Origin of the sequence: Nocardia callitridis (assembly GCF_039543305.1) — a bacterium.
GTDB classification, from domain to species: Bacteria; Actinomycetota; Actinomycetes; order Mycobacteriales; family Mycobacteriaceae; genus Nocardia; species Nocardia callitridis.
In genome coordinates this window covers 225,320-249,171 of sequence record NZ_BAABJM010000002.1, presented here as the reverse complement: position 1 = coordinate 249,171, position 23,852 = coordinate 225,320, and the positions used below count along the sequence as shown (strand labels likewise).

Below are 23,852 nucleotides of genomic sequence, written 5' to 3'. Positions count from 1 at the left end.
GCAACGCGGCACCGCTGATTCAGCGGCGACCGAACGTCGCTCCCCGCGAAATCGCACGCACGGATCGGACGTTGGAGACATCGGGGTTCCGGTAGTAATCGCGCGAAAAACAACGAAGTTGCTTTGACCAGCGGTAATGGCGTGGTGCCGGTACCCGATGCAGATGGGTCTGCCCCGGAGAATCAGGGTGGATGTGACGTAATCCCCTGTCTGTCAGAGGATTAGCCAATGGTTCGGTTGGGGGAGTGACTACGCTCGGGGTATGTCTCCGCTGGTGATGCGGTGGATGGTGGACCGGCCGACGCTGTATTCCTCGGCAAGGTCGGCCAGGCTCGCGTCGTCGGCCGGGTCGTGGTAGCGGCGGTGGATTGTTTTGCGAGCTGCCAGAGGCAGTTTCGGCTGTTTGCCCTTGAGGCGTCCCTTCGCGCGGGCCTTGGCCATGCCTTCGCGGGTGCGCAGGTGGTTCAGGTTGGCCTCGAATTCGGCGACCATGGCCAAGGTTTGCAGGAAGAGCTTGCCGAACGGGTCGTGCCAGTCATAGATCGAGCTGCCGAGCCCGAACAGGACTTCACGCTTGCGCAGGTCGGTCAGGATCTCTCCGGCCTCGGCCATGTTCCGCGCGAACCGATCGAACTTCGTCGTGGTCAGCACCACCTGCCGGCCGGCCGCGGCCGCCGCTGCGGAAGTGACCGCGGTGAGCGCGTTGTCCAGGCCGGTGCGGTTCTTTCGGGTGGTGCCGGAGAATCCTTTGTCGATGAAGATCCGCTCGCGCGGCACCGCGAGGGCGAGCAGCTGCTCGGTCTGGATCTCGACGTCTTGTTCGTCGGTGGAGCAGCGCACGTATCCGACGCGGAAGGGCTCGATCACGCCGGAAATCGTTCCATAGGAGGGGGGTTCACCGGAACGGTTCGCGGAACACCTCTACGGAACACCTGCGACCAGGGCTGGATTCGCCCGGCCGCGGTGTTCCGGTGGCCGATCGTCTTACGGAACGGCTCAGGATGTCGTGGCGTTTGAGCTGGCCCCCTCCGCCGGAGTGGACCAGCAAAGCCTCCGCCATCCCGACGCGCTAGCCGCCTGCGTGTGGGGCGCGTGCTGCGGAGGATCCTTCTCGCAGGACCTCTCCGGTGAGGTTGCGGTTGGCGTCCGATCCCAGGAATACGATCAGGCGGGCGACATCGTCGGGATTGGACAGTCGCCGGGTCGGAGTCCCCGCAGCCAGCTTGGCGATCACGGCGTCGGGAAACGCCGCCCTGGTTTCGGTGAGGGTGAACCCGGGTGCGACGACGTTGACGAGGATGCCGTCCCGTCCGCCTTCCCAGGCGAGACTGCGTGACAGGCCGTACAGGCTCGATTTGGCCGTGCCGTACGGGCCGGGGCCGGGGATCCCTTCCTCGGCCACACTGGAGGAGATCAGCACGATCCGCCCCCAGTTCTTCCTGCGCATTCCCGGCAGCACCGACCGGATTACCGCCACGGTGCCGATCAGGTTGGCGTCGATCATCCTGTGCCAGTGGTCGAGCGGTACATCCTCGAACCGAACGCTGGGGTCGGGCGGGGCGTCGCCGCCCCAGTCGACCGCGTTGGCGACGAGGACGTCGATATCGCCCCAGCGTTCGGTGACCGCTCCCACCGCCGCGGTTGCGGTGGCGGCATCGGCGAGCCGCAATGGTACGACCATCGCCTCTCCGCCGGCTGCCTCGACCGACGAGGCCGCCGTCTCCGCGCCCGCGCGGTCGGTGTTATAGGTGATCGCCACCCGGGCTTGCTCGGCCCCGAATGCGCGAGCCGTGGCAGCGCCGATGCCTTTGGAGGCTCCGGTCACCAGAACCACACGCCCCTTCATTCCTGTATCCATGTTTCTCCGATTCCCGGTGCTGCGGGCTTGCGAGCGCCCGCTTGAAGGTTGTTGCAGGAGTAGTTGCTCAGCTCGACGGTTGCAGCCGTCGGCCGATCGAGGTGGCGAGTGCGGCGGCGGCTTTCAACGCGGCAGCTCGCGATGCCTGGTGAGCGTCCTTGAACTCGGCCAGGAATGGGACGTGCAGTGCGTTGGTCAGTTCCGTATGGATGAAATGCAGATCCGTGAGCCCGAGTGTCTCGAAATAGGCCCGCAGGTAGGGCTCCTGGTAGTCGTGGGCTGCACGTGGTGTTCCCGGCGCGTACGAGCCGCCCCTGGCGGTAACCACGACCGCGGTCCGCCCGGCCAGCGGCAGCCAGGGGAAGGAGATCTGGTCGATCCAAGCCTTGAGCGTCGAGGGGAGTGAGAAGTTGTACATCGGACTCGCGATCAGCAGCACATCGGCGGCGAGGAGTTCTTCGATGAGTGGCCGGCACACCGCCCAGCTTTTCTCCTGCGCCGGTGTACGCACCACGTTCGACATGCCGGTCAGCTCTCGGATTCCCGCGGCGGATGCCTGGATCGCGATCTCGGTGCGGGCCTCGTCGACCGGTGGCACGGGATCGGCGCCCAGATCCCGGTAGGTGTAGTCACCGCCGGGGTGTCCGGTGCGCCATTCGGCGGCGAACACTGCCGAGACTTCGCGGGAGAAGGAGTTTCTTCTGGGACTGGTATCGATGTGCAGCAGATGCGCCACGGTGTCTCCGCTCAATTACATAGCCGACCATATAATAGCCGACTGTACAATAGCCGACTATGGAACCACCACCTCGGTCAGGCCGCGACATCGCTCGCGACGTCGGCCCCATCGGCTACGCTCTCGCGCTCGCCGCGCGTGCACACCGGGTCGATCTGACGCAGCGGCTCGCCCGGCTCGGGCTGCATCCCGGCCAAGAGCTCATCGTGGTCGACCTCCACGAGAACCCGGAGTCGACGCAGGCCGAGCTGGTGCAACGCATGGGTATCGAGCAGCCCACGATCGCCAAGACCATCAGCCGGATGGAGCGTTCCGGCTTCGTGCAGCGCACCCACGACGAATCCGACCGGCGAGTGATCCGACTGCGCTTGTCCGCGCAAGGAGAACAGGCGGTCGAGGCGGTGCGGGTCGCGTGGCGCGACGCCGAAACCGTGGTCACCAGCGGGCTCAACGGAGCCGAACGCCGCCAACTCGTGAGTCTGCTGCGAAGGATCGGGTGAACTGTGATTGCAGGACCCGGTGGTTAGAACAAGGTGTCGCGCACCCGCAGCGGTCGGTAGCCGGTCGGGCCGAGTGCGGCGAGTTCGGCGTCGATGTCGACCTCGATCGCGCCGAAGAAGTTGATGTTCTCGCTGTGCGCCGGGGAGATATGGGCCAGCACTTCGGCGTCTATCCGGCGGCCCTGACGGCGCATCTGTTCCACTGCGAGCCCGTAATACTCTGTCGTCCAGGCGATTACCGCGTTCGTGGCCAAGGTCAAACACCATGCTTGTTCGGTCTGGGCTTCCAGGTGCCGCGCTCGGAACGCTCCTTCGTGGGCGTAGATGAGGCCGCGTTTGAGGGCGTGGATGGATTCGCCCTTGTTGAGCTGGCGCGAGATCTTGCGCCGGTAGTCCGGGTCGGTCAGGTAACGGGCGGCGTAGATGGTGCGGCGCATGGCCCCGTATTCCTTCAGCGCCGCGGCCAGCGCGTTCTGGCGACCCGAGGCCGAGAGCTTGCCGACCAGCAGGGACGCGGTGGCATGCCCGAACTTCAGCGATCCGGCCAACCGCAGCAGGTCGTCGTAGTGCTCGGCGATCAGGTCCAGGTTCAGCTTGCGGATCAGCAGCGGTCCCGCGTGCGAGAACCGCGCGTCGGCCTCGGCGCGCGGCACCGGCCGGTACAGGGTGATCTTGCCCAGGTCCCGGATGCGTGGGGACAGCTGCATCCCGAGCAAGTCGAACAGCGCGAAGTTCACCAGGGTGACCCCATGGGTGTCGGTCGCGTGCTCGGTGATCGGCAGATCTGTTGCGTTGCCCAGGATTTCATCCAGAACGTAATGGGCCTCGCGGCGGGTGGTGACGATCACCTTGGTGCCGTAGGTGGTGTGCTGATCGGTCACGTGAGTGTAGGTCGACAGGCCCTCCTCGGCGAAGAAGTGATTCACCGCGCGGGCGGTGGTCGACTTGCCACGGGTGGGGAACCGCTGCCCGTCCGAGGACGACAGGGTGCCGGTGCCGAACGCCGCTGTCAGCGGCAGTCTTTGGTGGTAGCCGATGAGCGCCAGGTTCGCCGCGCGCAGCGTCTCCTCCCGCACATACCACTCCGCGGTCCAGGACAGGATGTCGTAGGAGATCCCCGACGCCGCAGCCATATTGGTCAATCCGAGGTTCGTCGAATACGCCAGCAGCACCGCGATCAGATTGCGTTTCAACTCCGGGCTGCGGGCCTGCTTACCGCCCGCGTGGGTGAAACAGTCCAGGTAGCCGGTGCGTTTGTCCAGCTCGATCAACAGAGACACGATCGGCGCGAACGGCAGCATCTCGGTCAACTCGGCCTTCAACTCGATAGCCTCGGTCGGGATGTCCTCGGCGGTCAAAGGTGAGATCACCAGATCACCGGCCTCGTCCAGGCGCACCGGCCCGTCACCGGCGGCGAGCAGCTGCTCCAGCTCGGCGACCGCCGCGTGCCATTCGTCGGTGAGCGCGGCCAACGCGGCAGCCGGGTCGGCTGGTTTGTCGACCAGGCGACAGAATTCGCCGCGCTGCGGCTCCCACTGCTCGGGCGTAAGCAGGTAGGCGGCAGGGTCGGCGTAGCGGCGCGACCCTGGCACGAACACATCACCGGTGCGTAACCCGTCCCGTAGCCCGAGCAGCACGCACAGCTCCCAATAGTGCCGATAGGCCACGGTGTTGCCGCTCTTGCGCGCCTCCTCCAGGTAGCCGCGCCATTTGGTCGGCACGAACCCGGTCGGCGCGTCGTCGAACACCTTGCGGCGGCTGGTCGCGTTCAGCTTGCGCAGCATGTCCACCGCGATCAGCAGCTCCGTCGCCGCGGTACCGCCGGCGAACCGGACCGCCGACAACACCACCGGGGTGAACTTCCGCAGATACGAATACGACGTATCGAGGGCGGCCAGGTGCCCGTGGTCACGCGGCAGCCGTGGTTGGGCTTGGGCGATCGCGGCCCGCAACCGTTCTAACCCGATGCCCTCACCCCGGATCAATCCGCCCACGTCCTCGTCGGAGATCTGCGGGTCGATGAGGATCTTCAGCAGGTCATCCAGCAGCGCCTGCCGGTCTTCCCCGATCTTGGCGCGGTCGGCCAGTTGCTCCCGCATCCGGTTCTCGGCGGCGCTGAACTTCCCCGACAGCGCCTGGTCGAACAGAGCTACCACCTCATCGAGCACATCGGCGGCCGACTGCGCCAGCACTGTCAACAAGATCGGATACCGGCGCTGCGGGTCACGGCGTTCCAGCGCCTGCGGAGTCAGGCGGCGGCCCAGGGTGGCGAGGAATCGGCGGCGCTCCGCCGGGAGCACCGACAGATCGAGGGTGTCCGCGCCCAGGCTCCGTACGAACCCCAGCTTCTCGACCTCGTTTTTCACCGCGGCCGCGGATGCCTCCACCGGGCCGGTGGACAGCCACCGCAACCGTGACATCCGGATCGAGGAATCGGTGACCAGCAGGCCGTCCAACTCGGCGCAGCGTTGCGAAGTCAGCTCGTGCGCGAGCCGATCGTAGGTCTCGCGTTGAGCCTGATCACGAGCGTGCACCACGCGGCGAACCACGGTGTCGGGGCTGGGCCGGACCACGCGTGCCGAGATCAGATACTCACAGCCCAGCCGGAACAGCAAGGTCGGGGAATCGTGCTCCATCGCCCGCGCCAACAAGAACTCGTCCAGCTCTTTCAGCTCCATCGCACCTGCTGGCCGCCAGCTCAGATACTGAGCCACCAGGCGCAGATGCGTGGTGCGGGTCTGTGCCCGTCGGCCGTACGAACGGATCTGCGACGCATCGACTTTCAGCTGATCCGCCAAACGTGCCACCGCGACCGGCGGCGCGGCGGCGACCTTGTCAGGCACGAACCCCAGCCACGGCAACGTGCACAATGCCACCGCAAGGCCGAGCTGGTCCTCCGGGCCACGCCCGCGCCCCGGTGCAACGAATGCGATATCGGCGGGAGTCAGCGTGAAGAACCGGAACAGCTCCTCGCGGCTGATCTCCGGAAACTCCCGCAGACGCGCCAACTCCTCGGTCGCGAACACCTGCGTCGCCACGAAACCTGACCTCCAGCACACCGACCAACCTCATCGGCAGCCAAGCCAAGCACCTACCGTACCCGCCCGCAGCCCGAACCGATCACAACGCCATCACTGCTGGTCCAGCCATATGTGTTGATTTTCGCGCGGTTACTACCGGGACCCCACATCGTGAGCCACGCGATAAACCGTTGTGGCGCAAGGTGTCTTGTGTGGTGAAAACTATGCGGGGACGTCCCAGTGCGTCCGCGCGGCGGCGAAGAGGTCGACGCAGACCGCGACCAGGTCGGCGGGGTCGTCGCGGCGACCGTCCATCAGCCAGTCGACCAGCAGGTGGTTGACGCCACCCACCAGCGCGGTCGCGGCGAGCCTGGCACCGCGTGCGAGGGGGCGATTGCCGTCGGCGGTCCAGGTGGTCATGACGGTGTCCACGAAATCGCGAAGCACCCGGTGGCGACGTTGTTCCATGTCGGGTGAGACACCGACGACTTCGACGAGCACCACCCGCGCACGACGTGGATCGTCGGTCAGGTAGTGGATGAACGCCTCCAGTCCCGCCGAGGTGAGCGCGTCGAGATCAGGTTCGGCCGCGGTGAGCGCGGCCAGTGTTGCCGTGCGCATCTCCCCGGAGAGGGTGTCGTAGAGGGCTGCGAGACACACCTCGCGATTGGGAAACGACTCGTAGAAGTACCGCTCGGTGACCCCGGCGCCGCGACATATCTGCTTGATCGACGCCGTCGCGTAGCCGGAGGTGCCGAACTGTTCGAGCGCGGAGTCGAGGATCGCGGCGCGGCGCAGGCGCACCCGTTCCTCCGGTGCGACGCCCGAGTACCTGCGGCCGGACAGCTTCGGGTTGGCAGTTCCCGTGCCCGGTCGTGTCATGTGCCTTTCCCTTCTGCTGACGAGGTGCAATACTAGCCGCAGCAATTCTGACAATCACGATTGTCCAATATTGATTTGGGCGATGACAGACACCGACCAGGAGGAGGGCAGCCATGACGACAACCATGGCCGGGCGCATCGTTGCCGTGACCGGCGGCGCCCAGGGCATCGGGCGCGAGATCGCGCGCCAGCTCGCCGAGGCCGGCGCACTGGTGGCGATCGGCGACCGCGACCTCCTGGCCGCCGAGACAACCGCGCAGGCGCTGCCTGGTCGAGTACGAGCGTTCGCTCTCGATGTGACCGACACCGAGTCCTTTCGCCGGTTTCTCGCCGAAATCGACGAGCTGTGGGGTCCGCTCGATGTGCTGGTCAACAATGCCGGCGTGATGTGGGTCGGGCCCTTCGGCGACGAACCCGAGACCGCGACCGAGCGCATGCTCGCGGTGAATCTGCACGGGGTGATCCGCGGTGTGCGGCTCGTCGCACCACGGATGCGCGACCGAGGCAGCGGTCATATCGTCACTGTTGCCTCGGCCGCTGCCAAGCTGACCCCGCCAGGGGAATCCACCTACGCCGCAACCAAACACGGCGTCCTCGGTTACCTCACCGGCGTGCGCGAGGAGTTGCGCGGCAGCGGTGTGCACCTGTCGGTGATCATGCCGGGCGTGGTCGACACAGAACTCGCGGTCGGCACCGCCAGCGGCGCGACCGCCCGGCTCCAACCCGCCGATGTCGCCGCCGCCGTGCTGCGGGTCCTGCGGCGCCCGCGCTTCGAGGTCACCCTCCCCGCCACAATCGGCCTGCTCGTCCGCGGCACCGGCTTACTTCCGCAATTCCTGCGCGATCGAGTGCTGCGCCGCGCGGTGCCCGACCAGGTCGAGGCTGTGGCACGTTCCACCGCTCGCGACCACTACGAACACCGCGCCCTGTCCCACATCACCGACCCGAAGAGGACCCGATGACCACGGCCCAACCGACCACTCTGCGTCCGATCCCGGAATTCGAAGGGGTGCACGATATTTGGCCACGCGGCCAGCGCCTCGACGCCATCCGCGAGGCGGCCAGGAATTACCGGGAGCGTTTCCTGCGCCAGGGTCAGGTGCGGGCGGTCAAGAGCGTCGACATCGCTGCCGCGCCGTATCCGGCGCAGTACGCGTTCCAGAACTATTCCCTGAATGTCAATCCCTTCATCTCGATCATCAACCGCATGTTCGTGATCCAGTTCGAAGGCTTCGACGGCAAGCCCAAGACCCTGGTGTGGGAACCCACCGTCGCCGCGGGGTCGGCCGAAGCCCCGTTCTACGGGAAGTTGCAACGCTTCGCGCGTCGGGCCCGGCTGGAATCACTGTTCGTCAAGTACTACAACGACCCGGATCAGGTGCTGGGGCGCCTCGGACTGACCAACGACGACGTGGACTACCTGAGCTTCGATCACCTCCACGTGCAGGACGTACGCATGATCATGGGCAGCACCGAGCCCATCGCGGGCGAGGCCGCACCGCGCGAAGCCCTGTTCCCGCACGCGAAATTGCTCGTGCACCGCAAGGAACTGGGCACCTTCGAATCCATGCATCCCATGCAGTGGGCCTGGTACGTCGACGGCGGTATGAACGGCGTCCCCGAAGAACGGCTCGAAATCTTCGAGGGTGACGTGGAACTCGGCGTAGGGGTGAGCCTGTTGTGGACGCCGGGGCACACCGACGGTAATCACTCGCTGGTGGTCAACACACCGGACGGGGTCTGGGTCTCCTCGGAGAACGGCATGGCCGCCGACAGTTGGCAGCCCGAATTGTCGAAGATTCCCGGCGTGCGACGCACCGCCGAGTTCTACGGCCGCGAGGTCGTACTCAACGCGAACACGCTGGAGGACTCCCTCGACCAGTACGACTCCATGGTCAAGGAGAAGACCCTCGCCTCCCCATCTCCGCGGAACCCGCAGTGGCGCCAGATCATTCCGTCCTCGGAGTGCGCGGACTGGAAGCGTCAGTGGCCGGTCGTGCCCACCTTCAGCCACGGCGGCCTCGACTACGGCACGATCACCGCCCCCACCCACTGACCCGGTCTCTTGTCCCGGCTGCCGGGCTTGTGCCCCCGACCTCGGAGGACTCCGATGAACACACCCGATCCGATCGGCGTCTCGGTCGAGCACGACCCACCGCACCGGAAAACCGAGGGGCCCGCTGATCACGTACGGACGGTGCCCCGCTCATTCGCCGCACGCATGACGATCTGGGCATCGCGGATCTTCGTTCGACCCGCACTGTGGCTGCTGCCGCTGCACTCGTTGATCGGAGTGCTCGGCTATCGCTTTACCCAGGTCGTGGCTTGTCGAATGTGGTTCGCCCCGACGCTCCCCCACGTGCGAGTCGATGTCGCGGTGCCCAACGGCAGGACGGTCGGCGAATGGGTGGGCGGCGAGGCGGAGCCGCGCGGCCGGTTGATCTATTACATCCACGGCAGCGGGTACATCAGTTGCAGCCCGGCGACCCATCGTGGACTCGTCTCCGAGCTGTCGCGCCGCCTGCATCGACCCGTGTACGCCGTGCGCTATCGTCGAGCGCCGAAATACCGCTTCCCCTCCGCACACGACGACATTCTCAACGGCTACCTCTGGTTGATCGCACGGGGGCACCACGCCAGTGACATCGTCGTGATGGGCGATTCGGCCGGCGGCCACCTCGCTTTGGGACTCTGTAGCCAGCTCCGTCAACTCGGTGTCGATCAGCCCGCGGCGCTGGTCGGATTCTCCAGCCTCGTCGACCCGACATGGCAACTGGCCCAATCCCACAACGCGCTCGTCTGGGATCAGTTCGTCTCCGCCCGCACGGGTCGGCGCATCACCCAGACCTATCTGGCAGGGGTGGATTACCGTGACCCGCGCCTGGATGTGCTCGGCGCGGTCGGACCCGATCTGCCGCCGATGCTGTTGCAAACGGGCGGCAGCGAGGTACTCGCCTCGGACTCCGAACGCTACGCCGAGGTGCTGCGCTCAGCGGGCGGGCGATGCGAACTCGAGGTGTGGTCCGGCATGTTCCATGTGTTCCAGATGGGATACCCGCGCTTGCCCGAGGCCCGAAGCGCCCTCGACAGTGTCGAGCGATTCATCGCGAGCATCGAAACGAGCAACGGCGTGACCGCCTGACAGTAGGAGCGCAGGTAGAGCGGGAATTGCGCGGTCGTGCTTGGTGGTGCTGCGCCGCATCCGCCGCACCACTCACGGCCGCTCGCTCGACCGGTTCGAAACCGCCCGCTCAGCAGACCTGACCAACATGTGACCAGTTCACGGCGTGCCTGCGCGGCTGTACCGGAGTGCCGCACCCTGCTAGCACACCAGCGCTGAGCGTTCCGTCATTCGCCGACCCGACGAACACCGGTCAGCTGCGCCACCCCTCGTACGCAGCGGCCGGTTCTCGCGCTACAGGTTTCACGCGACGACCGCGCTCCTACCGACGCTTGTCGAGCAGCAGGTGCGCGGTTAATGCTCGATGGTCTGCGCCGGCAAGCCGTACGGTGTCTACTGCGGTGGCGCGACCTTCTGCGACGAGGATGTGATCGATGCCGATCAGCGGGGGGAACCACTTGTCGGTCGGGTAGGTGACCACATGTCCTGCGCCGCACTGTTCTACGGCGTCGGCAAAGCGACCGGAAGTCAACGCGCGGAACTGGTGGTGGTCGTAGGTGGCGTTGAAGTCGCCGCCGGCAATTGCCGGACGCCCCTCGGGTGCGTGCTCCAGAATCGCACGCAGACGGGACAATTCGTCGGCCCAGACTTCGGCGCCGTAAACCGGGGGCACCGGGTGGAAGGCGAAGATCGTGACCGGCCCCGCGCCGGGGATGTGCGCGGTCGCGGAGAGCTGGTTCAAGACGTACCCGTCGTATTCGACGGTGTCGGTGAGCCGATAGCGACTCCAGATGCCTGTTCCGGTGGCGGTGCGCCCCGGTGAGACATATCGGTAAGGCAGTAGCTCGGTGAGACCTGCGCGACCCAGGTCAGCCACGGCGGTCGTGGTGAGTTCGTTGACGGTGAGCACGGCGACATTTCGCGCACGAACCGCCTCGACCAATGCGGAGGGGTCGGCGCCGTCGAACAGCAGGTTGGACTGCATCACCGTCACCGCGACGCCGTCGTCATCGCCCGACTGTCCCGTATACAGCGGCGCCTGCGTCCACGCCCCGACCGCGAGCACCACGACCGCGACACCCGCACCGAAGCGTTGCCCGACTACCAGAAACGAGATTGCCCCGACAAGCGCGCCGACCATCAGATAGGGCGCTCCCGACGCGGCCAAGACCAGCAGCTGCGCCGAGAAACGGTGGAAATGCAGCGCAACCCCCGTGAGCGCCGCCGCGCAGCCGAGTACGCCGAATCCGATACCGATGACCTTCGAAATCACAGTGAAGCCAAGCACAACCCCGACGGTCGGTTCCTCGGCGGTCCGTCGACCGTCCGCTGCGTGACCCCTCGACTTGGCGAAACTAATATCTCTAGGTTATAAACGATGAGAGATAGTTTTCATCGGAGGTGAACGAGAATGGCGCGTGCCGGTCTCACCGTGCCACGGATTGTCACGGCCGCCGCAGATCTCGCCGACGAGATCGGCTTCGACAACGTCACCATGTCGGCGCTGGCCAAACAGTTCGGCGTCAAGGACGCGAGCCTCTACTCCCACGTCGCGGGTATGACCGACCTGCGCGCACGCGTCGCCGAGGCGGCGACGGCCGAGAAGAGCGAACTCATCGTGAGCGCGGTGGTCGGCAGAGCGGGACGCGACGCGTTGACCGCCTACGCGCACGCGTGGCGTGACTACGCGCTGCGTCACCCCGGCCGCTACGCCGCCACGCAACACGTCGTCCCCGGCGCCACGGGCACCCCCTCCGCGTTCCGTGCCGTCGAACTCATGCACGGCATGCTGCGCGAATACCGACTGGCCGAACCCGCGCTCACCGACGCGGTGCGCCTGCTGCGCAGCACTTTTCACGGCTACGTTGACCTCGAGGCAAGCGGAGCGTTCCAACACTCTCGCGACCCCGGCGCATCCTGGGATCGCATCATCGACACACTGCACCGCGCGCTCGAACACTGGGCCGCACCGACGCCACCCACCGACACCAAGGAACCCTGATGCACGCCGCAACCTTCGCCACCCCCGGCGCGACCCTGTACTACGAAACCCGTGGCAGCGGTCCGATCCTGCTGCTGCTCGCCGGTAGCGGTGGCGACGCCGCGATTTTCGACACCATCATCGACTCGCTCGCCGCGCATTTCACGACGGTGGCCCTGGATCCACGCGGGTACTCGCGCAGCACCCTCGCCGTCGACGAGCCGCTGGACCAGGCCATCGACGTGATCAGCGAGGACCTGCATCGCCTACTCGAATTCCTCACCCCCGCAGGCGAAGACGCGTATGTTTTCGGCGGAAGCGGCGGCGCGGTGATCGCGCTCGATCTACTCGCTCGCCATCCGGAACGCCTGCGCAAGGTGGTCGCCCACGAGCCGCCGTGTTTCCAGGTATTGCCGGATGCGCGGACACACCGCGCGTTCGTGGACGAAGTCCGCAGACTGTTCCACACCGAGGGCCTCGCGGCAGCGGGCGCGCACTTTCTGGCAGGCATCGGCGGATCGATGAAGCCGCTACCCGACCCCGCCGAACTGCCGCCGCGCCGAGCGGAAATGATCCAACGCATCCAGGCGAATACGCCCGCCATGATGGAACACGAGCTGGGCATAGTCACCTCCTACCGCCCCGACGAGACCGCGCTCGCCGCGGTCGCCGACCGCCTGGTGCTCGGCGCCGGGCGCGACGACCCTGACCGTTTGCCGTGTCGACCCGCCGCCACCCTGGCCGATCGCTTGGGGATCGATGTCGTCCGATTCCCCGGTGGTCACAGTGGATTCACCGACGCACCCGAGGAATTCACCACGCTGCTGTTGGCACTGCTGCTGGCCTGACGACGTCCGGCCGCGGTACCGCGGGATCCCGGGCCCTCGAGCGCCGCGGCGCACGATCGGTAGCGGCCGACGAGTGGTCTGGTCGCCGAACCTCGCCGTGGCGAGCCGAATAGCCGGTCACCGACAACTGCGCGGCGAAGAAACAACTACGTCAGCGAAGAGCGCAGGGTTCGCGGTGCCCGTATCGAGTGGGCCGCACCCACCCGGCTCAATCCGCGGCCACACCCCTACGGCGAGAGGTACTGGACGGCAGTATTATTCGCGGCTACGCCACGCGATCCCGTGGTGTCGAGATGATCGAACCTCAGCCGGTCGCCGACCCCCAGCGCCGGGCTTCGGAGATCAGCTACCGATAACCCGTGCGAGACAACAGCTCCCTGTCCGCGACAGCGTGGCCGGGCCCGCCGGTCACGCGGGCGCCGTGGCAGGCAGGTGGCCGCGCGCGTAAGCGATGGCTTCCTCGGTATGCGCGAACACATGGTCGGCGTGCGCGGGCAGCGCGTTCAGTGCCGTCAGGCGGCGGTGGTGGTCCTCGCGCAGCCCGGACAGCAGCACGGTGACATCGCGGTGTTCGAGTTTGGTGATGGCGTCTTTGAGCACGAGCGCGCCGGTGCTGTCGAGGGCGGTGATCCGGGACATACGCAGGATGACGACCCGGACGTCGGAAACATCGGCGAGCTCGAGCAGAAAACGGTGCGCGGCAGCGAAGAACAGTGGGCCGTCGATCCGGTAGGCGACGATATGGTCGCGCAGGAGATCTTGTTCTTCGGTGAGATGGTCGGTGTCGTCGAGCGGAACCTGGTGCAGACGCGCCTCTCGGGCGACCGACCGCAAGGCGAGCACGACCGCGATCCCCACGCCCACCGCGACGGCGGTGACGAGGTCGAACGCGACGGTGGCGACGAACGTGACCACCATGATGGCTCCGTCACCGCGTGAGGCGCGGGCGATCGCGGCCACGGATGCGGTTTCGACCATCCGCACGGTGGTGGCGAGCAGGACACCGGCGAGCGCGGCCAAGGGATGTCGGCGACCAACGGCGCGGCGAGATAGATGATCGCGGTGAGGACGGCGGCGTGTGTCAGCGCGGCCAGCCGCGTCCGAGCGCCGGAGCGAACGTTGACGGCGGTACGCGCGATCGCACCGGTGGCGGGGACACCACCGAACAGTGGCGCGGCGATATTCGCCAGGCCCTGGCCGAACAGTTCGCGGTCGGGGTTGTGGCGCGTGCCGACCGACATGGCGTCCGCCGCGGTCGCCGAAAGCAGCGACTCGAGGGCGGCCAGCGCCGCGACGGCCAACGCGGGCGCGATCAGCGACCCGAACTGGTCGAGGTGCAGAAACCCGATCGACGGCGCCGGTAGCCCTGCGGGCAGTACGCGGCATGACATGCCGCGGTCAGCGCCAAGCGAGCCGACATCGCCATGCCCACTGGTCACCCTCTACAGGATGACCAGTGGACATGCGGCGCATCGGTCTAATAGCCAAGGGCCGCACTATATTCTGCGGAACTGTCCGCGCAGCGGGTTGCCGCTTCCCTGGGCGAGGGCGCGATGGGCGTCGATGAGCGGACTAGCTGGAACCGTTCAGCGCGCGCAAATCCGGCAGGTTGCCGATGCGCTGCGAGGACGGGCGTTGCTGCGCATCCGTTTGCGGTGAACCTGTTTCACGCAGGCGGGTGCGCACTTCCTCGGGAGTCTTGCGGCCACCGGCCGCCGCGCTGATGCCCTGGTAGCTGGCGACCGCGCCGACAACGATCGGCGAAGCGCTGGAGGTTCCACTGAAAACGTCGGTGTACCAGAGGTCCTCGTCGGCACCGCCCTGCAAATCGCCGTACCCGGTGGTGGTGACTTCCAGACCCCAACCCTGGGTGTCGACGCGCGAACCGAAGTTGGAGAAATCGAGTCGCGAGCGCGCGGGCCCGTGGTCGGCGTCGTGGAAACCCGGTGGGGGTGAACCGGCGCCGACGACGATGGCGCCGGAATCGTCCGCGCCGCCGCGGAACGGATTACGCCACGTCGAGGGGAACTCGGCCGGGCGCGTGTCATAGATCGCGTCGTCGAGATCTTGGCCGCCGTTGCCACCGGCCTCGACCACGATGATCCCCTTGCCGGTCGCGTACCGAATGGCCGCGAAATCGTCCGGCCACCACTCGATCGCGATATAACCAGCCTGATCGGGCTTGTCGGTGAAATTGAATCGCGGTCCGGGACGGTGCAATTCGAGCAGGATCACATCGCCGGGACTCAGCGCGTCCGCCGCCGTCCTGATCGCCGCCGCCGAGCCCGCCTCGAACACCGACACCGCGCGAATCAACGCGTCGGGCACGATGCCGGTGATGCCGTACTCGTTCACATCGCCACTGATCACCCCGGCGACCGCCGTGCCGTGGTCGCGCCACCCCTGATCCGACGACGGGCTACCGCCGATGATGCCGCCCTGATTGGCGCGCAGGTCCTCGTGGCTGAACCGCCACGCCCCTTCGACGTCGACGATGCGCACGCCCGCACCGCGGCCACCGGGCACCGTCCACGCCCACCGCGCATCGATGCCCTGCGGTGCGGCATCCAGATATCCTTGACGCTGTTCGAAACTCGGGGTGGTCGCCGGCGCCTCGTCCGTAGCCGTCGACGCGGCGATACTCGGCGCGATCGGGAGTTCGGCGGGCGGTTTCACGTATGCCGCGTTCACCGCGTCGTCGGCACGCAAGCGCTCGGCCACCGCGGCCAGTTCATCGGTGACGCCCCGCACCGAGAAATAGTTGAGGTAGTCGGCGCCGAAACCTGCGTCGGCATGCGGAGTTTCAGCGATCCTCGAGGCCAACCGGTTGGCTGGTCCGAAGATTCGGACCAGCGAGGCGCCCGCGGGAAGCAGGTCGGTCAATCGCGATTCGGTACCGCGGTTCTCAGTCAGAGCGATCGGGGTGAGTGCCGTTTCGGTGCTGTGTGTGACGACGATGAGTTCCTCTGGCGAGCGAACGCGTCGATCCTGAGTTGCCATGCCGCCCAGTCAACCTCGTGTTCGCGACGCTCGCCACCGCAGCAAGATCTCCTCCACACCTCCCCCGCGTCCGATCAGCGATCCAACTGCGCCTCCCCCGCACGCATTCCGGCGCTCGGTACCCACTGTTGCGAACGGTCCAACTCCTGCTGGCCCGCGAGCACACTCGCCAACTCCAACGCGCTCACCACGATCACCGCCACGCCGACGATCCAGCCGAACGCAGTCAGCGACGCCATCGGCATGACAGCCAGTGCGATGCCACCGACCATCGTGCACAGGCCGAACGACTCCTGCCTGCCGCGACCGGGCAACTCATCCACCCAGACCGACACCGTCGCGTGACAGATCCCGCGCGCCACCCACGCGACGCCGACCCATACCGAAAGCAGCATCGGCGTATTTCCCCCGCTGAAGCACACCAGTGCGAGCAACGCCGACAGCGCCGCACTGAAGAAAAGGAGCGACCGCAATGCGACAGCGATCTTCGTGCCGAACGTCAGACTCAACTGCACCACCGCATTGAACAGCAGATACGCCCCGGTAAGCAGCTCGGCCGCGACGAGCGGCTTGTGTGGCCACACCGCGAGAACCACACCCACGATCATCGTGCAGACCGCCGCCACCAGTATCGATTGCTTGGCGCCTTCGGAAAGCAGGTCTGCTTTATCGCCGATCTCAGTTTCGGACATAGCCACATGATATGACCAGCCAATCCGGTAGCCGAGCGATTGCCAATTCCGGTATGTATTCGGGCCGATCGCCGGGTCGGATCAGCGGTGTGCGGTGAGGAAGACCCCGCGTGCGGCGGCGCCCGCCGCACGCCACGGTGCGGTCACCGAGCCCACACCGGTGGGTTCCTCGGCGGGCTCGAGAATTCGATTGATCCGAATCTCCGCGTCACCGACTCGGACGTCGGTGTGCGACGAGCCGTCGACGACGTGGATTCCCGCGGCGGTGAGTGTGTCGGCGGCGGGTACCGCGATCTGCGTCGCGGACACCGTCACCGTCTCGTCGATCGCATCGCTCTCGCTCTGCGCTTGCGGCTGCGCGTTCCCCGCGAGCATTGCGACGATCTGCGCGACCACGACCGGATCCCGCGCACCGTCGTAGACCCACCGCTGTCCGAGCACCCCGTGCATCATGGTGCCGATCAACCCGTCCTCGGCGCCCGCCAGCGGCGCGCCACGGTAGGCAAGCGGAACATGGCACGTCACCGGTTCCGCGCCGGAACTGTCGGTCACCACGAGGAACTCGATGCCGACCGCGCCGTGTGGGTCATCGAGCCGGAATCCGCCGACCTTGGCGAGGACCGGCTCAGGGCCGCCCTGATGCCATGGCCGCGTCGGCAACCAGGAGGTCAGCAGTTCGAGTTTCGTCGGCACCAGGGTGGTTTTGTGGATGACAGCCATGACAACTCCGTTCGCTTCGCGGCAACGCGTCGGCCAGCGTCGCAGCGGGGTTACCAGCAGTTCGAGATCCGCGACTACGCCTCGCGCTCGGATTCGGCGTCGGGACCGTCCTGCCGTTTCGCTGGCGCCGCAACGCCCGCCCGACGGTTCGCTGCCAGCAGTTCGTCCAACTGCGCCTCGGCGCGTTCGGCCCGCACCAGGGTTTGTGCGCGCGCGTCGTCCAACGCGGCGACGCGATGGGCGGCTTCGTCGCGTGTCTTCTCGATCGCGGCGGCAGCTTCGGACCGCACAGCGGCGAGGTCGGCGGTCGCGGATCGGCGAACCTCGGCCAGCTCCGCGCGGGTCGCCTCGAGTTCGGCGCGCGCGTTGCGCCATTCGGCGCGTGCCTCGTTCGCCGCCTCCACCCGCTCCGCGGCCGCCTGCTCGGCGCGCTGGGCCACCCGGTCGGCGTCGGTGGCGCGTTGCACGGCGACATCGCGTTCCGACAGCGCGGCCGAGACCTGCGCTTGCGCGGCGCGCTGTGCCTGCGCTATCTCCTTCGCCGACCGCTGTTCGGCACGCTGAACGTCCTGGGCGGCTTGCTCTTTCGCCTTCTCGACGTCGTCGTCGGCTCGGTTGCGGACCGCACGGACCTCGACTTCGGCCTCGCTGCGCACCGTGAACACCTCGTCGGCCGCCTGCTTGGTGACACGCTCGACCTCGGCGAGCGCATCCTCGCGTGCCGCCCGCGCCTGTGCTACCTCGGCCTCCGCCTGTTCGGCGGCAGCGACCGCGTCGTCGGCAGCGGCTTCGGCGCGAGTGCGTGCTTCCCGCTCGGCGCGCCGCTGCTGTTCGGCGGCCACCGCTTTCCCCTCGGCCTCGCCGATCCGCTGCGCCGCGTCCGCCTGCGCCGCTTGCACTTGCGCCTCGGCGACGCTGGGATCAGCCAACGTCGACAGTTCCGCCGTCGCGGTCTTGAGGGTGTCACCCAATTTGTCGGCGAGACCACGGAACTCGGTGAGCAGTTCGTCGGCCCGCAGCCTGGCCACCGTGACCGGGCCCTGCGCGGCTGGCGGTGCGGGATTCGGGTCCGCGGCCGATTCCTGTTGTTGCCGTTGACGTTCCCGCCATGCCCGCCATCGCGTGTGTTCGGGGTGGTCGCAGTATTCCGAGGGACGCCCCGGCCCGCCGCCCCGTGGGATCGGACGGGCACACCCCGGAAAATTGCAGACATTCGACACCGCGAAATCCTAACGCCTGCGACCGCCGCAGTTTCCGAGCGTCGTCGTCACCGCACCCCGTGATCGCATGCCGGACCGGCGCGTTCACCCCTTGCGATCGCACCGTGCGGCTCAGCCCGAGCGCGCCGGGGCCGCCGCCAAATCTACCCGCGACCCCACGGTCGCGTCCAAGACGGCCATCGCCAGTTCCATCGTCTCCTCCCGCGAAATACGTTCGTACAACACCCATTCGAGCGCCACCTCGCGCACGAACGCCACCCACCCGGCCAGCGCCGCCGCGGCGAGTTCGCGTGCGTGACCACTGGCGTCGCAGGCGTCGAGGATCCGGTCACACAGCGCCGTCATATCCTCGGCGATCGGGCCGCGCACCGCGGGATCGGTGGCGATCGTGCTGCGGTTGGCGATGAACACCAGCGCGGCGTGCGCACGGTAGAAATCGAGGTGCGCACCGAGTCCGGTGGCGACGGCCGCGCGCACCGACTCCGTCGCCACCATGCGCACCGTCCCCATCAGGCGGTCGTGCGCGCGTTTCCAGATGGCGGCGAAGAACTCGCCCTTGGTCGGGAAATAGTGATACATCAGTGCCCGCGATACGTGGGCGCGAGCGGCGATGTCTTCCATCGCGACCTCGTCGAACGGGTGCTCACCGAACAGCTGTTCACCCGTGTCCAACAATTCGTCACGCCGCTGCTGGGGTGTCAAACGACGGCGGGTACTCATCCGCACATCGTAGGCGCCGCGGGGTTGACGCGACGATGCCACGGCGCCTACCGTTATCGTTATTCAACACGCGTCCAATAGGGGTCGACATGCGACGAGTTCTCCAGGTCTGGTTGCTTGTATTCGGTGTGGTCTGCACGGGAATCGCCGTGGCGCACTTGTTCTTCGGCACCGCCAGCATCATCGGCGGTGGATCCGTCACCGCGACGATCGATTCCGATATGCGTTTCTACGCGGCCCTGTTCGCCGCCTACGGACTCGCAGTCGTCTGGTGCGCCCGCGACGTCGAGACCAAGGCAACCCCGATCAACCTGCTCGGGCTACTCTTCTTCGTCGGCGGCCTGGCACGCCTACTGGCCTGGATCATCAGCGGTCAACCGAACTGGTTCTACGTCCTCATGGTGCCGGTCGAGCTGATCATTCCGGTGATCAACTACGTTCTCGTCCGCGCGGTGTGCGAACCCACCACTCGCGCGCAAGAGACCGCCGCGCCGACGCCCGGAGCCGTCGCACACTAGCTGGTGCCCGCCCTCTTCCTCGAGAATCGGTTCACGGAAGCCCGTCTCGCTGGCCTAGAGACGCAGACCTACGTTGTGCGCAACATGCCATGCGGGGCGACGTCGATCAGCCGATCCGCCTGCTGATGACCGGCGCGTTCACGCCACGGTGATGATCACACGTCAGCACCGATCACTCCCTGCCGAACGACTTCCGCCGCGTGGGCATTCTCGGTCAAGAAGGTCTCACCGGCCACCTTCCCCGCATCTTCGTCCGGTTCCTCCCCGACGATCGGCGCGCCTCCCACGAGTGAGTGAATGAGCGCTCCGCGGTCCATGACGACGACGAGCACAGGACACGGTCCTCTGCCGGGCGCTCATCAGGTCGATAGCGCAGAAACCCTTGTCGCCGTGCTGGTTCCCGGCATGATCGGCACCCAGACGTTGCTCGATTCCGCCACACAAGCCGGGATCGAACTCCCCGAAGACGCCGTCATCGAACCGCCGACCTGGCACGGCTTGCCCTCGACGGCCTCGAAGCCGGGGAGCGCGAGATTATGGATCGGATGAGCGGCGCGGCGAAGGCGACCCGCTCCGGTCCGCCAAGCGCCTTCGCCTGGTAGCGCACGAATTACGGCGGGTGCGGGGAGGTTTCGTTACTTGCGCGGCGTGCGCAGGGTGTAGGCGTCCCGCGGTGTCGACGCTACGTAGTCGCGCCACGTTCGGGTGCCGTCGAGATGTTCGGGTGCGGTGTTTCGACCCGCACGCAGCGAGCGGGCCAGTGCGCCGGGGATCGGGACCCGAAGAGTGCGCCGCGGCCTACCCCGGACGCTGCGCCATTGGTCGACCATCTGCCCGAGCGTCAACACCTCCGGACCGCCGAAATCTGGTGCGCGCCCCTGCGGGTCGAGGTCGACGAGTTCCGCGAGCCGAGTGGCGACATCGGCGGCGGCCACGGACTGGAACCGGAAGTCCGTGGGTAGCGGCGCCACCGGTAGGCGTTCCACCCGGTGCAGCACCGTCGCGATCAATTCGTGGAACTGGGTCGCGCGCAGGATGGTGTGCGGGATCGCGCTGTCGACAATGCGTTGCTCGCACGCCAGTTTGCGGCGGTAATACGGCAACGGCACCTGGTCGACGCCGACGATCGACACATACACCAGATGGCCCACCGAACCCGCCACATCGAGCACGTGCTGGGTGTGCGCGAGATCGGGACGACCGAAGCTCCGCGAATCCGTCGCCGCGTGCACGATCACCTCGACCCCCGAGGCCGCCGCCGCGACGCCCGCCCCGGTATCGAGGTCGCCCACGTGCGTCCCCGCCCCCGCCCGCCGCGACAACACCCGAACCTCATGATCACCACCGGACAACCGTTCGACAATCAACTTGCCCAACGCACCGGTACCCCCGGTTACCAGAACTGTGCTCATAGCTAATACCTACAGCCCACCACTACCCCGCACAAGCCTCCCCGACACGGTCGTCGACAAGCGGTAACCGACACGCGAGATCGGAGACGAACACGCCCTCCGGGTCGACACCGTCACAAACCCGCTGCCATTCGTCGAGCCTCGGGGAGATCGCCCGCACCATTTCCGGAGTCGTGCGCGAATCCTTGGCGAAATACAGGCGACCACCGGCGGCAAGTACTCGCCGATCGAGATCCCCGCACAAAACTCCCCAGCCCCGCTTCATTGGAAATTCCAGGCTGAGCATGAATGCGGGATGTGGCCACGACAAGGGGGCGCAGTTGCCCGGCCCTGATGAATCCTCGCGGCCGCACTCCGCATTCGTGGCGGTGCCCACTCGCGAGCGGGTGCTCAGACTTCGCCGTTGGCGTGTGCGGCTTCCTGGGCCGCTTGACCTTCCGCGATGTCTTCGGGGGTGAAACGCATCAGCAGCACTGCCAGGCCCGCGACGACGGCGATCACGGCGCAGCTGATGAAGGCCACGCTGTATCCGCTGGCGAGGGCGTCGATCTGGTGTTCGGACATGTTCGGGCGCGGGGTGGTGATGCCGCCTTCGGACAGGGTGCGTGAGCTGGCCAGCGCGCCGACGACGACGAGTCCGGCCGCGCCGCCGAGGTTTTGAGCCACCTGAGCCAGCGCGGTGAGTGGGCCGATCTCCGATGAGCGCACCCCGGCGACCACCGACAAGGTCAGCGGGATGACCGCGAGACCGATACCGAATCCGATGGTGATCACCGGGACGCCGATACTCGGAAAGTAGGCGGGCCGATCCCCCGTGATCGTCGCCGCGTACAGGCATCCGACCAGGATGATCGCGCCGCCGATCATCACCAACCACCTCGGCTGGAAGCGCAGCGCGAGCTTGGAGGCGAGCGCCGCGGCGATCCCCAATCCGAACGCGAACGGGACAACGGCCATGCCGCTCTGCAATGGCGAGTACCGCAGCACCCCTTGCAGGTACAGCGAGATGAACACCGCGAGACACATGATGATGGCGCCCGCGAGCACGATCGCGATGAGCGCCGCGACGCGACTCGCGCTGCCGAACAACACGAACGGCAGGATCGGGTTCTCGGCGCGGCGTTGCACCACCAGGAACGCGGCGAGAATCAACACGGCGACCACCGCGGGCGCGATGACGATCCACCGTCCCCACCCGCCGGGCCCCTCGTTCACCGCGAACACCAGCAACGTGATGCCGACCGTCGCCAGCACCGCACCCAACACATCCAGTTCGGCACGCGCACCTTGCGATTCACGCAACCACACCAGCGCGCCCACCACGACGACGATCCCGATCGGAACGTTCACCAGGAACACCAGCCGCCACGACAATTCGGTGAGCACACCACCGGCGATCAGCCCGGCCACCGACCCGACCCCGGTCAACGCCGCGTACACGGCGAAGGCCTGACTGCGGGGCTTGCCCGGCGCGTAGGTGGTGGCGATCAGTGCCATCGCGGTCGGCGCGGCCACCGCCGCCGACATGCCTTGTACGGCGCGCGCGACGATCAAACTGATCGGATCCCACGCCAATCCGCACAGCAACGAACTCACCGTGAATGCCGCGACACCCGCCACGAACACCCGTTTGCGTCCGAAGGCGTCACCGAGACGACCACCCAGCAACATCAGCCCGCCGAAGGCCAGCACATACGCGGTGATGATCCAGTTGCCCGCTGCTTCGTCGAGGCCGAGGGCCTCCCGGATACGGGGCAACGCGAGGGCGACCACGGTTCCGTCCAACACCACCAGCAGCTGCAACCCACCGAGCACGAAGATCGGTGGACCGAATACACGAGTCTGAACGGCGCTGTCAGCCATTTTGGAAAATGCGGTCACGGGGACCGACGCTACCGGGACCTGCCGAGCCCCTACTACGCGCCGTCGCGGACGTCATGCGGTATCGGAGGGTATGGCGTTTCCCACGACATCGGTGGGGTCGCGGGCCATGCTCGGGAAATCGGTTGTCGCCGCAGCGCCGAGAGGTCAAGATCTGCGGGTGATCGACATGCGGGTGCTGACCACCGATGACTGGAAGCTGTGGCGCACACTGCGACTGGCGGCGCTGGCCGAGGCACCGTACGCATTCGGTTCCCGGCTGGCGGACTGGCAGGGTGCGGGAGGTCGGGAGCAGCGGTGGCAGGACCGGCTCGCCATTCCCGGATCACAGAATCTGCTCGCTTCCCTCGATGCGAGGCCGGTCGGGATGGTCAGTGGTGTGCCGACCGGCGAAGACGGTGTTGTCGAGTTGATTTCGTTGTGGGTCGAGGCGTCGGCGCGCGGGGTGGGTGTCGGCGACGCGTTGATACGCGCTGTCGAGCGATGGGCGAGATCGAACCGTGCGACGGCCCTGCGATTGGCCGTCAGGTACGGAAACGGGCATGCCGTCGCGCTGTACCGACGTCATGGGTTCGAGGTCGTGGCGGGTGCGGACGTCGTCGAGAACGGCCAGCGCGAAATGGTGATGGTGAAGCCGATCGACCCTCGGTGACGCGCCGGGTGCCTGCGCTGCCATTCTGCACACTCTGCCGAGAGGCATCGAGTGACCTGGCTCATACGGTGTCACACTCCTGGATCTCGCG

At 66.9% G+C, this 23,852-nt stretch carries 22 protein-coding genes and 1 pseudogene; 9 read left to right on the top strand and 14 right to left on the bottom strand.

Going from position 1 to position 23,852, the window contains the following annotated elements; translation table 11 throughout:
- Window positions 1–249: 249 nt before the first annotated feature.
- The 3 genes from ABEA50_RS09910 to ABEA50_RS09900 form a co-directional block, all read right to left on the bottom strand.
- Entirely contained in the window at window positions 250–867 is a 618-nt protein-coding gene (locus ABEA50_RS09910) for a recombinase family protein (RefSeq protein ID WP_345494951.1), read from the bottom strand.
- A gap of 202 nt (window positions 868–1,069) precedes the next feature.
- Window positions 1,070–1,846 carry an SDR family NAD(P)-dependent oxidoreductase gene (locus tag ABEA50_RS09905; RefSeq protein WP_345494949.1) on the bottom strand — a complete coding sequence of 259 codons (777 nt, stop codon included), beginning with the start codon at window positions 1,844–1,846 and terminating at the stop codon, window positions 1,070–1,072.
- Window positions 1,847–1,925: 79 nt separating this feature from the next.
- Window positions 1,926–2,609, bottom strand: a complete 684-nt coding sequence (locus ABEA50_RS09900) for an FMN-dependent NADH-azoreductase (protein WP_345494948.1) — start codon at window positions 2,607–2,609, stop codon at window positions 1,926–1,928.
- A 44-nt stretch (window positions 2,610–2,653) separates the two neighbouring features.
- Between ABEA50_RS09900 and ABEA50_RS09895 the strand changes: the two genes are divergently transcribed.
- Window positions 2,654–3,094: a MarR family winged helix-turn-helix transcriptional regulator gene (locus ABEA50_RS09895; RefSeq protein ID WP_345494947.1), complete on the top strand. Its 441-nt coding sequence runs from the start codon at window positions 2,654–2,656 to the stop codon at window positions 3,092–3,094.
- Window positions 3,095–3,117: 23 nt separating this feature from the next.
- Here ABEA50_RS09895 and ABEA50_RS09890 read toward each other — a convergent pair whose 3' ends face one another.
- Entirely contained in the window at window positions 3,118–6,132 is a 3,015-nt protein-coding gene (locus ABEA50_RS09890; RefSeq protein WP_345494946.1) for a Tn3 family transposase, read from the bottom strand.
- 204 nt (window positions 6,133–6,336) lie between these two features.
- Window positions 6,337–6,996: a TetR/AcrR family transcriptional regulator gene (locus tag ABEA50_RS09885; protein ID WP_345494945.1), complete on the bottom strand. Its 660-nt coding sequence runs from the start codon at window positions 6,994–6,996 to the stop codon at window positions 6,337–6,339.
- A gap of 113 nt (window positions 6,997–7,109) precedes the next feature.
- Here ABEA50_RS09885 and ABEA50_RS09880 point away from each other — a divergent pair, with 113 nt between their 5' ends.
- From ABEA50_RS09880 to ABEA50_RS09870, 3 genes are read left to right on the top strand one after another with little or no spacing between them, the layout of a single operon-like run.
- Window positions 7,110–7,958, top strand: a complete 849-nt coding sequence (locus tag ABEA50_RS09880; RefSeq protein ID WP_345494944.1) for an SDR family oxidoreductase — start codon at window positions 7,110–7,112, stop codon at window positions 7,956–7,958.
- On the top strand, window positions 7,955–9,052 hold the full coding sequence (locus tag ABEA50_RS09875; protein WP_345494943.1) for an MBL fold metallo-hydrolase: 1,098 nt from the start codon (window positions 7,955–7,957) through the stop codon (window positions 9,050–9,052). The genes ABEA50_RS09880 and ABEA50_RS09875 overlap by 4 nt, the downstream gene beginning before the upstream one ends.
- 54 nt (window positions 9,053–9,106) lie before the next feature.
- Window positions 9,107–10,138: an alpha/beta hydrolase gene (locus tag ABEA50_RS09870; RefSeq protein WP_345494942.1), complete on the top strand. Its 1,032-nt coding sequence runs from the start codon at window positions 9,107–9,109 to the stop codon at window positions 10,136–10,138.
- A gap of 301 nt (window positions 10,139–10,439) precedes the next feature.
- Here the strand turns inward: ABEA50_RS09870 and ABEA50_RS09865 are convergent, their stop codons facing one another.
- Window positions 10,440–11,405, bottom strand: coding sequence for an endonuclease/exonuclease/phosphatase family protein (locus ABEA50_RS09865; RefSeq protein ID WP_345494941.1), 966 nt, complete (start codon window positions 11,403–11,405; stop codon window positions 10,440–10,442).
- Between the two features lie 123 nt (window positions 11,406–11,528).
- On the opposite strand from ABEA50_RS09865, the gene ABEA50_RS09860 reads away from it, so the two are divergent.
- Together ABEA50_RS09860 and ABEA50_RS09855 are read left to right on the top strand one after the other, a co-directional pair.
- The gene (locus tag ABEA50_RS09860; protein ID WP_345494940.1) at window positions 11,529–12,119 is read left to right on the top strand and encodes a TetR/AcrR family transcriptional regulator; all 591 of its coding nucleotides are present in this window, start codon (window positions 11,529–11,531) and stop codon (window positions 12,117–12,119) included.
- A complete protein-coding gene (locus tag ABEA50_RS09855; RefSeq protein ID WP_345494939.1) occupies window positions 12,119–12,946 on the top strand; it encodes an alpha/beta fold hydrolase in 828 nt (275 codons plus the stop codon). The genes ABEA50_RS09860 and ABEA50_RS09855 overlap by 1 nt, the downstream gene beginning before the upstream one ends.
- A 408-nt stretch (window positions 12,947–13,354) precedes the next feature.
- On the opposite strand, the pseudogene ABEA50_RS09850 reads toward ABEA50_RS09855, so the two are convergent.
- From ABEA50_RS09850 to ABEA50_RS09825, 6 genes and pseudogenes are all read right to left on the bottom strand, one after another.
- Window positions 13,355–14,373 (bottom strand): annotated as a pseudogene (locus ABEA50_RS09850) (SulP family inorganic anion transporter); the annotation flags it as partial.
- A gap of 145 nt (window positions 14,374–14,518) precedes the next feature.
- Entirely contained in the window at window positions 14,519–15,829 is a 1,311-nt protein-coding gene (locus ABEA50_RS09845) for a S8 family peptidase (RefSeq protein ID WP_345494938.1), read from the bottom strand.
- Between the two features lie 191 nt (window positions 15,830–16,020).
- Entirely contained in the window at window positions 16,021–16,638 is a 618-nt protein-coding gene (locus ABEA50_RS09840; RefSeq protein WP_345494936.1) for a DUF308 domain-containing protein, read from the bottom strand.
- Between the two features lie 81 nt (window positions 16,639–16,719).
- On the bottom strand, window positions 16,720–17,358 hold the full coding sequence (locus ABEA50_RS09835; protein WP_345494935.1) for a maltokinase N-terminal cap-like domain-containing protein: 639 nt from the start codon (window positions 17,356–17,358) through the stop codon (window positions 16,720–16,722).
- A gap of 74 nt (window positions 17,359–17,432) precedes the next feature.
- On the bottom strand, window positions 17,433–18,578 hold the full coding sequence (locus ABEA50_RS09830; protein WP_345494934.1) for a coiled-coil domain-containing protein: 1,146 nt from the start codon (window positions 18,576–18,578) through the stop codon (window positions 17,433–17,435).
- Window positions 18,579–18,689: 111 nt separating this feature from the next.
- Window positions 18,690–19,298: a TetR/AcrR family transcriptional regulator gene (locus ABEA50_RS09825; protein WP_345494933.1), complete on the bottom strand. Its 609-nt coding sequence runs from the start codon at window positions 19,296–19,298 to the stop codon at window positions 18,690–18,692.
- A gap of 89 nt (window positions 19,299–19,387) precedes the next feature.
- On the opposite strand from ABEA50_RS09825, the gene ABEA50_RS09820 reads away from it, so the two are divergent.
- Complete coding sequence (locus tag ABEA50_RS09820; RefSeq protein ID WP_345494932.1) at window positions 19,388–19,816, top strand: DUF4345 domain-containing protein; 429 nt, start codon at window positions 19,388–19,390, stop codon at window positions 19,814–19,816.
- Between the two features lie 297 nt (window positions 19,817–20,113).
- Window positions 20,114–20,365, top strand: a complete 252-nt coding sequence (locus tag ABEA50_RS09815; RefSeq protein ID WP_345494931.1) for a hypothetical protein — start codon at window positions 20,114–20,116, stop codon at window positions 20,363–20,365.
- A gap of 86 nt (window positions 20,366–20,451) precedes the next feature.
- On the opposite strand, the gene ABEA50_RS09810 is transcribed toward ABEA50_RS09815, so the two are convergent.
- The gene (locus ABEA50_RS09810) at window positions 20,452–21,228 is read right to left on the bottom strand and encodes an SDR family oxidoreductase (RefSeq protein WP_345494929.1); all 777 of its coding nucleotides are present in this window, start codon (window positions 21,226–21,228) and stop codon (window positions 20,452–20,454) included.
- A gap of 390 nt (window positions 21,229–21,618) precedes the next feature.
- Window positions 21,619–23,091 carry an MFS transporter gene (locus ABEA50_RS09805; RefSeq protein ID WP_345496507.1) on the bottom strand — a complete coding sequence of 491 codons (1,473 nt, stop codon included), beginning with the start codon at window positions 23,089–23,091 and terminating at the stop codon, window positions 21,619–21,621.
- Between the two features lie 127 nt (window positions 23,092–23,218).
- Here ABEA50_RS09805 and ABEA50_RS09800 point away from each other — a divergent pair, with 127 nt between their 5' ends.
- Window positions 23,219–23,761, top strand: a complete 543-nt coding sequence (locus ABEA50_RS09800; protein ID WP_345494928.1) for a GNAT family N-acetyltransferase — start codon at window positions 23,219–23,221, stop codon at window positions 23,759–23,761.
- The last annotated feature ends 91 nt before the right edge of the window (window positions 23,762–23,852 follow it).

Coding starts and splice junctions, on each gene's coding strand:
- ABEA50_RS09905 (WP_345494949.1), bottom strand. CDS start 1,846: ATGAAGGGGCGTGTGGTTCTGGTGACCGGAGCCTCCAAAGGCATCGGC.
- ABEA50_RS09895 (WP_345494947.1), top strand. CDS start 2,654: ATGGAACCACCACCTCGGTCAGGCCGCGACATCGCTCGCGACGTCGGC.
- ABEA50_RS09885 (WP_345494945.1), bottom strand. CDS start 6,996: ATGACACGACCGGGCACGGGAACTGCCAACCCGAAGCTGTCCGGCCGC.
- ABEA50_RS09880 (WP_345494944.1), top strand. CDS start 7,110: ATGACGACAACCATGGCCGGGCGCATCGTTGCCGTGACCGGCGGCGCC.
- ABEA50_RS09875 (WP_345494943.1), top strand. CDS start 7,955: ATGACCACGGCCCAACCGACCACTCTGCGTCCGATCCCGGAATTCGAA.
- ABEA50_RS09870 (WP_345494942.1), top strand. CDS start 9,107: ATGAACACACCCGATCCGATCGGCGTCTCGGTCGAGCACGACCCACCG.
- ABEA50_RS09860 (WP_345494940.1), top strand. CDS start 11,529: ATGGCGCGTGCCGGTCTCACCGTGCCACGGATTGTCACGGCCGCCGCA.
- ABEA50_RS09855 (WP_345494939.1), top strand. CDS start 12,119: ATGCACGCCGCAACCTTCGCCACCCCCGGCGCGACCCTGTACTACGAA.
- ABEA50_RS09840 (WP_345494936.1), bottom strand. CDS start 16,638: ATGTCCGAAACTGAGATCGGCGATAAAGCAGACCTGCTTTCCGAAGGC.
- ABEA50_RS09835 (WP_345494935.1), bottom strand. CDS start 17,358: ATGGCTGTCATCCACAAAACCACCCTGGTGCCGACGAAACTCGAACTG.
- ABEA50_RS09825 (WP_345494933.1), bottom strand. CDS start 19,298: ATGAGTACCCGCCGTCGTTTGACACCCCAGCAGCGGCGTGACGAATTG.
- ABEA50_RS09820 (WP_345494932.1), top strand. CDS start 19,388: ATGCGACGAGTTCTCCAGGTCTGGTTGCTTGTATTCGGTGTGGTCTGC.
- ABEA50_RS09815 (WP_345494931.1), top strand. CDS start 20,114: ATGAGCGCTCCGCGGTCCATGACGACGACGAGCACAGGACACGGTCCT.
- ABEA50_RS09810 (WP_345494929.1), bottom strand. CDS start 21,228: ATGAGCACAGTTCTGGTAACCGGGGGTACCGGTGCGTTGGGCAAGTTG.
- ABEA50_RS09805 (WP_345496507.1), bottom strand. CDS start 23,091: ATGGCTGACAGCGCCGTTCAGACTCGTGTATTCGGTCCACCGATCTTC.
- ABEA50_RS09800 (WP_345494928.1), top strand. CDS start 23,219: ATGCTCGGGAAATCGGTTGTCGCCGCAGCGCCGAGAGGTCAAGATCTG.